We start from the raw sequence: 12,920 nt of genomic DNA, 5'->3' as shown, positions 1-12,920 counted from the left end.
AGATCCGTTTTAGAATCAGGATCTTTCTTTCGAAAAGTTGGAGATCGTTTTTATTTTTCTGTCCTTATTTGAGAAAGTTCTGTGCTTTTGTATCATTTTGACACAAGCTAATAGATAAAAAAACGATTCATAACTGCTGCATTTTTTCTTCGGGAAGCAAAACGGAAAATGATGGTTTTTCCTGGCGCAGTTTAACAGCCTTGTCGCCCGTAATCACTTCAAACCAGACTCCCTCGACGCGACGTCCCGAAAAGGTCGGACCGAACCGCACAAAAATTGCTGGATCCCATGCATAGATCTCTTCAAAAGCCGGCTCCAACACGCGAAGCCGCAACTGACCGTAAGAGTACCGCGTATTTTCCAGCTGCAGTCGCCGCATCAGCTCTTGAATTGTTAATTCAACAACTCCCTTTGACTGCTCCGGCCAGATAATCTGAAAGACAGCCAGCGTATGTTTTCCCTTGTATTGTAGTTTTCTGGCAAATTCACTTTCTTTCTCCTCCAGCGAAACCTGCAAAATAAGCGGCAACATTTTTTCGGTAAATTGGAAAACAATCTGTTCTTTGCGCCATTCAATCTTCTGAAACCACAAAGTGTAACACATACTCTGCTCAGTTTTCTCATAAAGAAGAACACCTTTTTTCAACACTTTGGCTAATTCTGCCAAAAGCCACGCTTCTTTTTGCTCATCACCGTTGGGAGAAAGGCCCAGAAGCTCAGAGGCAGGTACCGAATATTCGCCAGCCGGATTCTGTTCTTTATTGTGACAGGCAAATACAGCTCCAATCATTTTGACCTGTATTTCCGTAAGCGAATCGCGGTAGACAACCAAGTCGTTCCAACGCAAAATCTCACTCTTTTTCAAACTACTGCATTCACTCTGAAAAAAGCCTGCAGCGGCCTCATTTTCATTCACGAGCATCACCTCATGAACCTATTCTAACGAAAAATCGACCTGCTGACAAATCCCCCAAAACAAACAACATACTTATTCTTTCGGCGCTTCTTCTTTCGTTTCGCCAAGATTAGTCAGGTCTGTTTTACAGAAAGGACATTTTTTCTGCATAACTCCGCCAATCGGGACTAGCTTTTTCCCACATTTGGGACATATTTGATTTTTAGCAACACCTGCTGGTCTAAAACACATGTTATATTCCTCCTCGATTCATAATATAGCGTGATTTCTATTTATAACCACGACCACATTTATTTAAAGCAATAATCATGCCAAAATAGTCCAACCCAAACCGATTACTGGCAAGTAGCCGCTTCCTCTAATTTAGGCGCCAAATCAAATTGCCGCTCGGGCCGACCGCCGACACGAACTGTATCAATGACCTTCATCGTAACTTTTTCCTGCGACTCCCACTGTACAGCAAGGATAATCTGCGCCCCTGTTTCATCATTTGTCAGTACTAATTCTGTATCATTTTTTACTACAAGCAGTTGCTCAGCAAAATTGAAAATGAGCCGATAGATTTCACCGGGATTTATGCCTTGCAGAGTAAGATCTTTCTGTAGATTTTCAGCCATCGTTACAGTTAGGTTAACATCGCCAATTTGTTTAGAAATCATGTTCTGCTCAACCATCCTTTCTCTTTTCGTGCTATAAAAGCGAAAGCAGCCTTGCCATTCATTTTAGGTTTGGCCGCTTTTCGCGTTAGAATTTATTCTTCTGTCTTCAGTTGTTCTTTATAAGTTTTTTCTTTTTCAAACTGTGTAGATCCGTATTTTTGTCCTGGCTTCTGCGCTAAGGGATTAAGCGGTTTTTCAATTTTCCGTTTTGGTTTTACAACTTCTTCAACATTTTTCTTTTCTTCACTCATCACAGTCATCTCCTTATATATTCTTTCTATTCTCATAGCAGCAAACTAAACTGCCGTAAGAAGAGCAGTTGACCGACTCTCCAAGGAGTCATATAATAAAATCATATAAAATAAACAAAATCCATAGTTTAAATTTATAAAAGGAGTGAGTTTTAATGTGTTGGTCCTGCAACCCTTATTGCGGCGGCTGTAAGCCGCCCAAAGAAAGACCGTTAAAATGTCCAGCCTGCCATATACTAACCTTTCGCGATGAAACAAACCGCTGTCAAAAATGCGGTGCTGCATTGCCGCCGCCAATACCTCGGCCGACTGTTCACTGCCTGTATATCGATCAATTATGCGCCAACCCCTGTAATCGCCATAAGGCGCCGCCAAAAGACGGCGGTAAGGGAACCTGCCAGTGGCATACACCGCCAGACAGTCAGAAGTAGACCACTCTTTTTCAACTTTCACCTACAGGCCTAACCTACTCAATCCTGCAAAATATTTGCAGGATTTTTTTGTAAACTTTTTCGTGTGCCATGCAAAAACATGGCACACGACGTATTTATAATCTCATTACTTCGCTACATTCTGCCTCAAGGCGTAAAAATGGCAACCTTTTTGCCTTTTTCTTCTGCCTTCTTCGCTAATTCATCAAGCGGACCATATTCCATACAGTTCGCTAAACAATGGAGGACACAAGCGGGTTTTTCACCGTTTTCTACTCTTTTTTCGCACAAATCACACTGCGAAGTAGGAACAGGAACATAATCCCACTCATATTTATCTTCGGTAATTTTAAACGGACCGACTTCCGTCAATTTAATGCCCCATTGCCCATGAGGAATTTTATGTTCGTTTTTGCATGATACTTCACAACTATGACATCCCGTGCAATATTCATAGTCAATCAATAAACCGTTACGCGCCATTACAGCACCCTCCCATCACTTTTATTGGTCATCGTCTAGTTATGGTTCGAAGCCTACATCACTTTCCAGCGATTCAACGCGATACACTTTGCAGATCATTTGTTTAAAGGGAGCGCCAAAGCCAAGTTTACCAATCTGTTTGTGTGGTACTAGCGTATTAATATTCGATTTCCAAACACCATACAGATTCGGTTCTTCGCCCTTTTGTTCCGGATACCACCAGCCATGTTCAGCATGAACGACTTTCGGATGAATGCAAGGCGTCAAATGAGCTTTTTCTTTGGCTTTACCAAACATATTTTCAATGCAAACCCAGTCGCCTTCCTTGATACCGAGTTGTTCAGCCGTTTCCGGATGAATGTTCATAACTGGATAAGGCGTAATTTCACGCAAAGTAGAAATCTGGCGATGTTCTGAATGGAAGGTAGCAAACGTTCTTGCGCCAGTTGTAAGAACAAGCGGATACTCTTTAAAGAGTTCTGGCGTGCTGTAAGGGCTGTAAGGAGGTTCTTTAAAGTATGGCAGCGCATCATCGCCCCATGCTTCAAACAATGTCGATGTCAATTCTACCAAGCCGGTAACCGTATTGAAGCCGGGCTCGCCGTCGCCGCGAAGCTGGCCTGTTTCATATTTTTTATAAGTATATTTAGGCTGATAGAGACCAATTTCTCTCAAATCGTTAAAATCAATGCCGAGTTCCGGTTTCAGCTGTTTGCTGAAGAAATCTTCGACACTGTCGAACGGCCACATATTGGGATGTAATTTTTTACCAAGTTCAATACAAACTTCAATATCAGACTTGCATTCGCCCACTTCAAGGGCCTTATTCATAGCGCCAAGGAAAACTGCATTCCGCCCGTAATGCGTAACAACAACGCCATCATGTTCAGCAAGCGTTGGCAGCGGCAGGAAAATGTCGCCAAAAGCCATAGCCGTTGGAGTCATAAAGCAATCTTGTACTACATTGAATTCGAGCGATTTCAAAGCACGATACCAACGATCAGGCGCAGCAGAGCAGGTCGGAGTAATAAAGTTACTGCTGTTAAACCAGCCCATTCTCAATTTATAAGGTTTGCCAGTTTCCAAGGTATCGAGCGTTTCATCAGGATGAGTCGTCGCCATGGCTGTGCTCAGTGCCGGCCATTCTTTGGCGCCAATCCGTTTATCCCATAATTCTTCCGACAGATTGCTGCGTGTTTCAACACGCCATTTGCCAAGAAGAGCAGCCGGTGGTCCAAGCGTAATGCCGCCAGGCACGTCAAGATTGCCTGTAATAGCACCAAGAGCCAGAATCGCATGACCAAGCTGTACGCCGTTGGGGTTCTGGTCAACAGCAAGCCCCCACTGAATTGACGAAGGATGATTTGTTGCAAATTCCCGGGCAACTTCAATGATTTTTTCTTTCGGAATCCAGGTAATTTCCGCAACTTTTTCCGGCGGATATTCCTGTACACGTTCTTTCAGTTCATCAAAGCCATAGCACCAGTTGTCAACAAAGTCATGATCATAGAGATCTTCATTGATAATAACATGCAAGAGCCCCATAGCCAAAGCCGTATCACTGCCAGGCCGCAATTGCAGCACATAGGCGGAGCGGGTTCCCAGCCACGTAATCTGTGGATCGACGGAAATAATCTTTGTCCCGCGTTTCATCATATCAATCAGCGCATGACCAAAGAAGCCGTCTCCATTGGACATAAGCGGATTTTTACCCCACTCAATTACATATTTAGGAAGTTCATAATTCGGATTATCATAGCGGTCTGGATACGTTCCCGCATAGTCAAGCTCGGGATAACCAGCTCCCAAAATATAGTCAGTGATGGAGCATCTAGGACCATAGCAGGACCAGCCGCTCTGAGGATAGCATACATTCGGCGTGCCAATCGAAGCAAATCCCAACGGATAATAGTAAAGACAAGCTTCACGTCCTGTGCCGCCAAACACGACGATCGATTCAGCGCCATGCTTTGCTTTCAGATCTTTAATCTTAGGAACAATAATATCCCATGCTTCATCCCAGGAAATTTTTGTCCATTTATCTTTGCCGCGATCTTCCGGGGCACGCTTCATCGGTGACGTAATACGCTGCGGATGATGAACAAACTCTGGCAGAGAAAGCGCTCTGACACATACACGACCTTGCGTAATTGGATGTTCTTCATCGCCTTCTACTTTTATAAGTCTGTCGCCCTTTACCGTCAGTTTAAGGCCACAGCCAACAGGGTGATCACCCGGCGGCGACCAACAGCACGTTCTGACTGTATAAGAGCCATCTTCATTTTGTGTTTTCCACTCTTTCTTCACGACCTAATCATCCCTTTCCCAATATATTTACTAGTGACGGTTCTTTGCTGTCTTATTCTCCTTTCACACCTCCCAGGCATCAGTACAGGTCTAAGACCTCATATTCAGCAAAGATTGATTTATGCCAACGCCTATATATAAAGCAATAATCATGCCAAAAAAAAAAAAAGCCGCGAACGGCGAAAAACGGCCCTTTTCTGACGATTCGTAACGCAAGACAGAAGACGGTCGTTTTTTTTTGACATAGGAAAATAACACCGCCCAAGCCCTGTAATGGCTGGAAATACAGCCTATACAGCCCGACAATCCTCTCAATCCTTTTTTGCTATAGAAATATCATTTTAAAACAAACGAAGGATTCGCTCATTTTTCTTATTTTCACAATAATCAATCTTAAATTGCTACTTTATCGCAAAATAAGATGCCTATCCGCCATAAAAAAAGCCGCAAGCAGCCGTTCTAAGCCGCTCCGACACATTCTTTCCTCTGGCATATATATTGCATAAATTTTAATAGGAAGTCACTATTTCAATTTAAGGAGGTGTTTTGAGGTCTCTTATTTCATTCTAGATATCGAGGTGTTGCCTATCAGCAAATTGCGAGACCCTATTACTTATCGTTCACTCACATTTGATACTTCTCCGTTTCCCACGTTTTATGGCCCAGGACCAGTCTAGCCAAATTATAACGAAAGAAGGAGATACCATGTCTGAGCAACGGTACAATCGCTGGCTGATTCTTACAGCAGCGATCATTATAAATATTTGCATTGGTACTTTATATGCGTGGAGCGTATTCGCCCTGCCACTGGGAAAGCTATTTAATTGGCCAGCAACAGCCATCGCCCTTGCATTTACAATTACTCATGGTCTGAGCCCGATAGCAATGATTGGCGGCGGCTACATCCAAGATCGGCTTGGCTGTAAAGCCAATGTACTCATTGGCGGTCTCATGTTTGGCTGCGGCTTAATCATTACCGGGTTCGTTTCCAATATTGAAATGCTCTACCTATCTTACAGTGTCCTGGCTGGAATCGGCGGCGGCGTCATTTACTCAGGTACGCTCGGAAATACAGTAAAATTTTTTCCTGACAAACAAGGGCTCGCTTCCGGCCTCGTAGCCGCAGGATATGGCTCAGGCGCCACCATTGTCGCTCCCTTGGCCAGCGCTCTAATCAGTTCTGTCGGAGTGCTTTCTACCTTTAAAATCCTTGGCATTGCTTTTCTGATCATTATCCTGATCGGCTCGCTGTTTATCAAAAAAGCACCCGCAGGTTTCAAACCGCAGGGGTGGAATCCAGAGCCAGCAAAAACAACAGCTGCCCCAACCACTACTGACAAAGTCTGGCATGAAATGCTGCGTGATAAAACCTGGTGGGTCATTTTGGTCATGCTCATTCTTGGTGCCGTATCAGGACTTATGATTACTTCAGCTGCCTCGCCGATTGGCCAACAGATGTTCCAACTTACCCCCATGGTTGCTGCTTTATTTCTCAGCCTTGTTTCCGTATCAAACGCTCTTGGACGGATCATCTTCGGCGCAGTTTCTGACCGTATTGGCCGATCTAATACGCTCATGGTCATGTTCGTTATTTCCGCTGTCTGTATGCTTAACTTGTCCCTAACAGGATCGGTGATCGGCTTCGCTATTTCCGGCGTAGGCATCGGCGCTGTCTTTGGCGGCTTTATGAGCACCATGCCTGGCATTATTACTGGTCGATATGGCTTCAAAAATTTTGGTGTGAATTACGGCATCACCTTTATCGGATTCAGTCTGGCTGCTATATTCGGCCCTATGATTGCCGCAACGGTCCGTCAAACGACAGGCTCCTACAGCAACGCCTTCTGGATTGCCCTTGCCTTAAATATTGCCGGTCTATTTGCTGCCTATCTCTTTAGAAGATTGGAACGCTCACACTAAGGATTAGAAAAAAAGACATCTGCTGGTTCTGCCAGTAGATGTTTTTTCTTTGTCAATGAAACAGATTAAATGACAGCTGAGAAACGATGAGTAGGGTTAGGCCGACCTGGCTTCAAGCAATTAAGCACCATATCACTTGTAGCAATCGTGGCGCCGCAAAGGTGTTTCATTTCCTCCAAAACAATCGACTTCAGTTGATCCGGCTCCATTTCTACTCGGGCATTCACTGTCAGTAAAGCCTCGTCGGCATAACCGACAGAGCCGCGGATGTCCAGCGTTTCCTTTCGACCGGTAATATTGCCAATTACACTCTTGCCGCCTGCTTCAAGGAATGCCTTAGCATGACCAACAGCAGCCTGTTCTCTATCAAAGCGTCCAGATAAATTTTCCATCAATCGTTGCAAGAACGAATCATAGTTCTGTTTGGCACCAGCCAAATGCAAGCTCATATTTAGCCAACCAAGAACAGCTTCCCCTTCGGCATAAATATCATAATCGACTTTTGCAATATACTGGCCAGCTTCGGAACGTTCCAGCGCTGCGTTCAACCAAGCAGCCACCCCATCTCCTGTCTGAGCGCTGATCGCAAAAATATCGCCTTGAGGCCAACGCTTTGCAATCGCCATTTTTAATTGCTGCAAATCCGACTCTTGTAACGCATCAATTTTATTGATCACAATCATATCGGCTTCTTCTAGTTGTTTTTCCACAATATAGGCCGCGCTTTCATGAATAACTCCTGGTGTTTTTTCTAGAACCGCCTGAATACGCCAAGGGTCAACAAGTACCGATAAAGGAGCTACGCTAAGATCCGTTTCATGATATTGCTTTAAAGGCTGTAAAATTGTCGCCGATAAATCAGTACAGCTGCCTACAGGTTCCGCTAAAATCACCTGAAGCTCCTGCTGTTTCTGCAATTCGGCCATAGCCTGCTCTAATCCCGGAAAATTGCAGCAAAAACAGCTGCCACTCACTTCTTCGATGGGCTCTCCGCTGTCTCTTTGCAATAGTAACGCCGTATCAACAAGAGCGCTGGCTTGATCATTCGTAATCAACCCAGCCTGTTTTCCCTCAACTCGCAGTAAATCGGCTGCTCGATTTAACAGCGTTGTTTTGCCAGCTCCCAAAAAACCACCAATTAAAAGCATTTTCGTCTTCATCGTTATTTGTCTCCCTTCGTCTCCCATAAGCTATTTTTCTACAGCAACTACAGTCTCTTTTTTCTTCATAACTGGTTCCACAACAAAACGGAAAAACAACGCAGCAACAACAGCACCAGCAACAGGAGCCGCCATATAAACCCAGAAGAAGCCGCCAGTTGTGTCAGGAAAAGCATAATTGCCCCAGCCATGAATCCAGGCTACAAGACGGGGAGCAAAATCCCGAGCTGGATTAAATCCAGCCTGCGTGAGTGGTGCAATCAGACAAATGAGCGACGATACGGTCAAACCAATAAATAGTGGCGCTGAATTGTCATCAGGACGCCCCACATTACAGCCTTCCGTTAAGAAGAAAATCATGACAACAAGGATAAAGGTGCCGAACGCTTCGGCAAACATAGCCAGTCCCATCGAAACAATCGCCGTACTTCCCGGCAGTTGGTAATACTCGCCAAACATTTTTCCCGTACCAACCGATTCCGCTGTACCACGTACAATATGATTCGCGGCTTCATAAGCGGCAATCGAAGGCTCAAAAAATATATACAGCAAGGAAGCAGCCACAAAGGCCCCTAAGAATTGGCCTGTAACATAGGCTGGTAATTTACTTACGGCCATTCGTTTGCTGATAATCATAGCTATCGTCACAGCTGGATTAAAGTGTGCGCAAGACAGTGAGCGTGTTGCATAAATACCTAGACTAATACTGAGACCCCAGATCAGAGCAATCGGAAGAATTCCCTGATGCATATTGAACAAAATAGATACACCGACAGAGCCACAGCCAAACAGAATCATCAAAAAGGTACCAAGAAATTCCCCAAGCACTTCTTTTTTCATCATGCATCCTCTTTTCTTTTTACTTTAACCGCAGCAGCAACAACCTGTTTTAGCTGGGCGATAACCAATATAATGATAGGTCGGAGCTGTTACAACAAAATCAAGTTTTTCCCGCAACTGATTTGCTACTCGCACCGAGACAGAAACAGGAATTCCTTTTTTATAGCAAGTGCCATCTTCCGCTAAAAACTCTTTTTCCGCCCCTTTGTAAATAGCTGATTCGCCAAGAAATACCGCTGTTTCACTTTGTGGGCAAACGCTCTTTACTGCTACAAGCTCAACCGTCTCTAGCAAAATATCATCAACACCGTAAGTATGCTGATCAAGCAAACGATAGGGCCGACGAGCCCGGATCTGCACTTCGTCAAACCCAGCATCACTAATTTTCTGTGCATAATCTTCTAGCGACAGAGCGCCTGATAAGCACATTGCCCGCAGCCGCTCATCATCGCGCAACGCCGCGGGAATCGGCTGACTTGTAATAGGATCAGAAATATAAAGTCGCCCGCCAGGTTTTAATACTCGATACATTTCTTTCAGAGCAATCAGTAAATCATCACCTTTAAAAATATTAAAAAGACAGTTTTGCGCGGCTACATCAACAGAATTATCTGCTAAGGGCAGAGCTAGTGCATCGCCTTCCAAAATATTAATAAAATCAGACTTAAACCAACTATTCTGCTCTTCCGCTATTGCAAAATTCAACTTTGCCTTCGCCATCATTTCAGGAACGCGGTCGACCGCAGTAACCGATCCCGGGCGTCTTGTCACATAGGAAAACTGTAGTGCTTCCAGACCACCACCTATCCCAACATATAAAATGTTCTCTTGCGGTGACAATTCTCCAAAATATACTGTCGTACCGCAACCATAATCCATTGCTGTCATCTCATCAGGAATATGAAGATCCGGCAAAAATTGCAAGGGTTTTTCGACACAGCACAAATCTTCCTGTACGGTCTGCGACGCTTCTTTGTACAGTTCCTCGGTAACCTTCAAATAGCTCATCTGAACACTCTCCCTGCTTATATAATGAATTATAGGTTTTCTAAATCTCACTAAGGCCTTCAATTATTATTACGAATTTTCTTTCTATATTTATTATATAATATACCAGTTAACTATTGCAATATATTTTTATGTTGCAATAGTTAAAATTTATTACCCTTTATCTACTAAATACAACTAAACGTCAGATGATAGCCGGACAACAAAAACGCCTGTTATATAGTGAATAAAACTATACAACAGGCGCCAATTTAAACAGCCAACTGCAACAATATAAATAGAAACTATTTAAGATCAAAGCCCAGAATAACCTTTTTCACTTTTTTAATCTCCCAAATTTTGAGCTGTAATAATAATTGGCATTTCACTTCAAAATCATCGAGCGACAGACCGAGCATCTTTTCAATCTTTTGTTTTCTCCATATAACGGTATTGTAGTGAATAAACAAATTTCGTGCGACCATTTTAAAATTTGGTTCCTTTAACAGCATCTTCAATGTTTGCAAAAAACTAGTGCCATTATCCTGATCATATACAGCAACCTGCTCAATAGCCTCTGTACTTATACTACCTGATCCTTTATTTTCTAAAATGCAAAAAGCAAGTTCATAATAGCCGATATCTTCATAGTGAGTAATGGAACTCCCTCGCACCTCCCCGACAATAAGCGAGCGGAATCCTTTAACATATAATTCTTTTATATTTAATGTGGTTTGCGACAAACCCGAAATACCGATTTTTACTGGAACCTTCTGGCAACACCGTTCAATTTCTTGTAGTAATTGTTCTCCATACTCAATTTGACCCGCTTTGCTTGAAAGATTATTATTTACGACAGGTATTAAGGCAATCATTACTTGATTATATTGCCATACCCAACCAGGCAAATTGCTAAGCATCCATACAAAAACAGATTGTTGTACTATATTAGGCACTTGTTTTGTCATTCTTAAAACACAGCATATATAGGTTGCTCGGGGATTAATGCCATACTGTTGCAGTTTTTCGCCAATAACCTCAATAGGCTCTTTACTATTTATTACATTATAAAAAAAGGCACTCTGAATGTAAGCTTGATTTGTTAGTGAAAGTTCACTCTCTGCTTTTTGAACTCTATCTTCTCCTAATTTTTGTTCGGTAATATCTTGGCATGTTCCAAACATTTTGATAAGCTTTCCCTGATTGTTAAAATTCATATTAGCGCGAAGATGAAGCCAAGTAATCTCACCATTCGCTTTAATAATCCGGTATTGCACATCATAAAGAGAATGATCCTTGGCATAGGAAATATACTCTGACACCCATGAAAAATCGTCAGGATGTATCATACTCAGATACAGTTTTTCCGTAGGTTTTACTTCCCCTGGCTCAAAACCTAAATTTCTATACATTTGATCAGACCAACTCAGTCTGTCAGCCACTACATCCCAATCAAAATAGCCTATTTTCGCTATTTGTTCCGCTACATTTAAGTTTTTTTCATTCTTCTTTAATGCCAGCTCTAATTTTTTTCGCTCCGTAATATCCGTCATTGAAGCCAATAAGTATTCGGAATTATCAAGTACAATTACATCAGCATTCAATAGGCAATACCGCAATTCTCCCTTTTTGGTTCTAATCTTATATTCGTAATTCTGAAAATAACCGCGTTTTTTTAACGCATTAATAACCGCTTTTCGATCAAGTTCAACAAATATATTCAATTCACTGGATTTTTTCCCGATTACCTCTTCTTTTGTATACCCCATAAATGTTAAAAATGCTTGATTAACCTCTATATAGTAACCGTCAATAAATCTACTTATGGACATGGGTGAGACGTTATGATGAAAAGCCATGCGAAACCGTTCTTCCACTTGCTTGTTTCTAGTAATATCAAAATCAATAAATATAACATATCTTTCGCTGCCATCTTTAACTAAAATAGCTTTGCAAATAAGAGTACGCTTTTCTCCTGTAGGCGCATAGTATGACAATTCATAAGGAAGAATACTAGAATCATCATCTAATTCTTTGATTTTTAGAACTACCTCATGACAATCACCAAACCCTAAGTCTTGAGGAGTTTTGCCGACAACTTGCTCAAACGTGCGCCCCATAGCTTTTTCCCATGCTTTATTGACGAATAAAACAGACATAGTTGATATCTGAATGATCGTAACAAGTGCAACACTATTATGAAATATTTTTTCAATACATTGTAAAATGTCTAAACTTTTATCTGAATGTTCTTCTCTAAAAACTATCGACATCTCATCCCCCATTATCGATAACCTATTAGCAAAAAAATAACTACTGCTAAAGTTATTTATAGAGACTCTTCTTTCACGTATCTTTTAGAGTTTTTAACCGCTTAATTAGCATTACTTCATTTCCGATGTGGTTATAAACTACCTTATCCATAATTGCCAGCATCAGTGGAATCCCTCTGCCATGTTGTTCCCAGAGTTCTTTATCTAAAAATTTTTGCACTCCCTCTTCTAATATTTTATTGATTAGTTCATTGCCTGGAAAGCCTTTTCCATTATCTTTTATGCGTATTACTAACAGTTGACCGTAATAACGAATTTTCACACTGGCCCTTGTTCCTGATTGAACAGCATTTACTAAAGCTTCATTCAATGCTATTTGAACCGTATTAGTAGATAGTTCTCTGGCAAATTGATTCGATACTATCTGACGTATAAAAATCATAGATTCAGGATTTCTTGTACATTCAAATCGGAATGATTTTTTCATCTAAGACCACCTCTCACGGATTTATGCATCATTGCAAAATGATATTATATAATGAAAATTTTACCATTATATTTTATTGTATAACAGTTAAGAAAAAAATAACCATTGTTATCATTTCCAACAAATTATCCTAATGATTGTTATTTTGTAACAGTTATTATAAAAAAACGACATATAATAATTGGTTTGCCTCATATATTCGCCAT

At 41.8% G+C, this 12,920-nt stretch carries 13 protein-coding genes; 2 read left to right on the top strand and 11 right to left on the bottom strand.

Going from position 1 to position 12,920, the window contains the following annotated elements:
- Window positions 1-127: 127 nt before the first annotated feature.
- From AC0NJP_RS10195 to AC0NJP_RS10180, 4 genes are all read right to left on the bottom strand, one after another.
- Window positions 128-916 carry a replication initiation protein gene (locus AC0NJP_RS10195; protein ID WP_474040267.1) on the bottom strand — a complete coding sequence of 263 codons (789 nt, stop codon included), beginning with the start codon at window positions 914-916 and terminating at the stop codon, window positions 128-130.
- 72 nt (window positions 917-988) lie between these two features.
- Window positions 989-1,147 (bottom strand): hypothetical protein, encoded by a 159-nt coding sequence (locus AC0NJP_RS10190; protein ID WP_474040268.1) that lies wholly within the window; start codon window positions 1,145-1,147, stop codon window positions 989-991.
- A gap of 104 nt (window positions 1,148-1,251) precedes the next feature.
- Complete coding sequence (locus AC0NJP_RS10185; RefSeq protein ID WP_474699725.1) at window positions 1,252-1,575, bottom strand: hypothetical protein; 324 nt, start codon at window positions 1,573-1,575, stop codon at window positions 1,252-1,254.
- A 92-nt stretch (window positions 1,576-1,667) separates the two neighbouring features.
- Window positions 1,668-1,826, bottom strand: a complete 159-nt coding sequence (locus AC0NJP_RS10180) for a hypothetical protein (protein WP_474040270.1) — start codon at window positions 1,824-1,826, stop codon at window positions 1,668-1,670.
- A 155-nt stretch (window positions 1,827-1,981) separates the two neighbouring features.
- Here AC0NJP_RS10180 and AC0NJP_RS10175 point away from each other — a divergent pair, with 155 nt between their 5' ends.
- Window positions 1,982-2,257 (top strand): hypothetical protein, encoded by a 276-nt coding sequence (locus AC0NJP_RS10175; protein ID WP_474040271.1) that lies wholly within the window; start codon window positions 1,982-1,984, stop codon window positions 2,255-2,257.
- 147 nt (window positions 2,258-2,404) lie between these two features.
- On the opposite strand, the gene AC0NJP_RS10170 is transcribed toward AC0NJP_RS10175, so the two are convergent.
- Both AC0NJP_RS10170 and AC0NJP_RS10165 read right to left on the bottom strand, forming a co-directional pair.
- A complete protein-coding gene (locus AC0NJP_RS10170) occupies window positions 2,405-2,740 on the bottom strand; it encodes a 4Fe-4S dicluster domain-containing protein (protein WP_474040272.1) in 336 nt (111 codons plus the stop codon).
- Window positions 2,741-2,779: 39 nt separating this feature from the next.
- Window positions 2,780-5,047 carry a molybdopterin-dependent oxidoreductase gene (locus tag AC0NJP_RS10165; protein WP_474699724.1) on the bottom strand — a complete coding sequence of 756 codons (2,268 nt, stop codon included), beginning with the start codon at window positions 5,045-5,047 and terminating at the stop codon, window positions 2,780-2,782.
- 705 nt (window positions 5,048-5,752) lie between these two features.
- Between AC0NJP_RS10165 and AC0NJP_RS10160 the strand changes: the two genes are divergently transcribed.
- Window positions 5,753-6,967: an L-lactate MFS transporter gene (locus AC0NJP_RS10160; RefSeq protein ID WP_474699723.1), complete on the top strand. Its 1,215-nt coding sequence runs from the start codon at window positions 5,753-5,755 to the stop codon at window positions 6,965-6,967.
- 65 nt (window positions 6,968-7,032) lie between these two features.
- On the opposite strand, the gene AC0NJP_RS10155 is transcribed toward AC0NJP_RS10160, so the two are convergent.
- The 5 genes from AC0NJP_RS10155 to AC0NJP_RS10135 form a co-directional block, all read right to left on the bottom strand.
- Window positions 7,033-8,127, bottom strand: coding sequence for a GTP-binding protein (locus AC0NJP_RS10155; RefSeq protein ID WP_474699722.1), 1,095 nt, complete (start codon window positions 8,125-8,127; stop codon window positions 7,033-7,035).
- Window positions 8,128-8,157: 30 nt separating this feature from the next.
- On the bottom strand, window positions 8,158-8,970 hold the full coding sequence (locus AC0NJP_RS10150; protein WP_474699721.1) for an MIP/aquaporin family protein: 813 nt from the start codon (window positions 8,968-8,970) through the stop codon (window positions 8,158-8,160).
- Window positions 8,971-8,991: 21 nt separating this feature from the next.
- Entirely contained in the window at window positions 8,992-9,975 is a 984-nt protein-coding gene (gene arsM, locus AC0NJP_RS10145) for an arsenosugar biosynthesis arsenite methyltransferase ArsM (protein WP_474040277.1), read from the bottom strand.
- Between the two features lie 284 nt (window positions 9,976-10,259).
- Window positions 10,260-12,227: a PAS domain S-box protein gene (locus tag AC0NJP_RS10140; RefSeq protein ID WP_474699720.1), complete on the bottom strand. Its 1,968-nt coding sequence runs from the start codon at window positions 12,225-12,227 to the stop codon at window positions 10,260-10,262.
- 73 nt (window positions 12,228-12,300) lie between these two features.
- On the bottom strand, window positions 12,301-12,714 hold the full coding sequence (locus tag AC0NJP_RS10135; RefSeq protein ID WP_474040279.1) for an ATP-binding protein: 414 nt from the start codon (window positions 12,712-12,714) through the stop codon (window positions 12,301-12,303).
- Window positions 12,715-12,920 lie beyond the last annotated feature (206 nt).

It is taken from the genome of Pelorhabdus sp. sgz311002, from assembly GCF_056134285.1.
This window is presented reverse-complemented; position numbering and strand designations above follow the sequence as displayed.

Coding starts and splice junctions, on each gene's coding strand:
- AC0NJP_RS10190 (WP_474040268.1), bottom strand. CDS start 1,147: ATGTGTTTTAGACCAGCAGGTGTTGCTAAAAATCAAATATGTCCCAAA.
- AC0NJP_RS10185 (WP_474699725.1), bottom strand. CDS start 1,575: ATGATTTCTAAACAAATTGGCGATGTTAACCTAACTGTAACGATGGCT.
- AC0NJP_RS10180 (WP_474040270.1), bottom strand. CDS start 1,826: ATGAGTGAAGAAAAGAAAAATGTTGAAGAAGTTGTAAAACCAAAACGG.
- AC0NJP_RS10175 (WP_474040271.1), top strand. CDS start 1,982: ATGTGTTGGTCCTGCAACCCTTATTGCGGCGGCTGTAAGCCGCCCAAA.
- AC0NJP_RS10170 (WP_474040272.1), bottom strand. CDS start 2,740: ATGGCGCGTAACGGTTTATTGATTGACTATGAATATTGCACGGGATGT.
- AC0NJP_RS10160 (WP_474699723.1), top strand. CDS start 5,753: ATGTCTGAGCAACGGTACAATCGCTGGCTGATTCTTACAGCAGCGATC.
- AC0NJP_RS10155 (WP_474699722.1), bottom strand. CDS start 8,127: ATGAAGACGAAAATGCTTTTAATTGGTGGTTTTTTGGGAGCTGGCAAA.
- AC0NJP_RS10150 (WP_474699721.1), bottom strand. CDS start 8,970: ATGATGAAAAAAGAAGTGCTTGGGGAATTTCTTGGTACCTTTTTGATG.
- arsM (WP_474040277.1), bottom strand. CDS start 9,975: ATGAGCTATTTGAAGGTTACCGAGGAACTGTACAAAGAAGCGTCGCAG.
- AC0NJP_RS10140 (WP_474699720.1), bottom strand. CDS start 12,227: ATGTCGATAGTTTTTAGAGAAGAACATTCAGATAAAAGTTTAGACATT.
- AC0NJP_RS10135 (WP_474040279.1), bottom strand. CDS start 12,714: ATGAAAAAATCATTCCGATTTGAATGTACAAGAAATCCTGAATCTATG.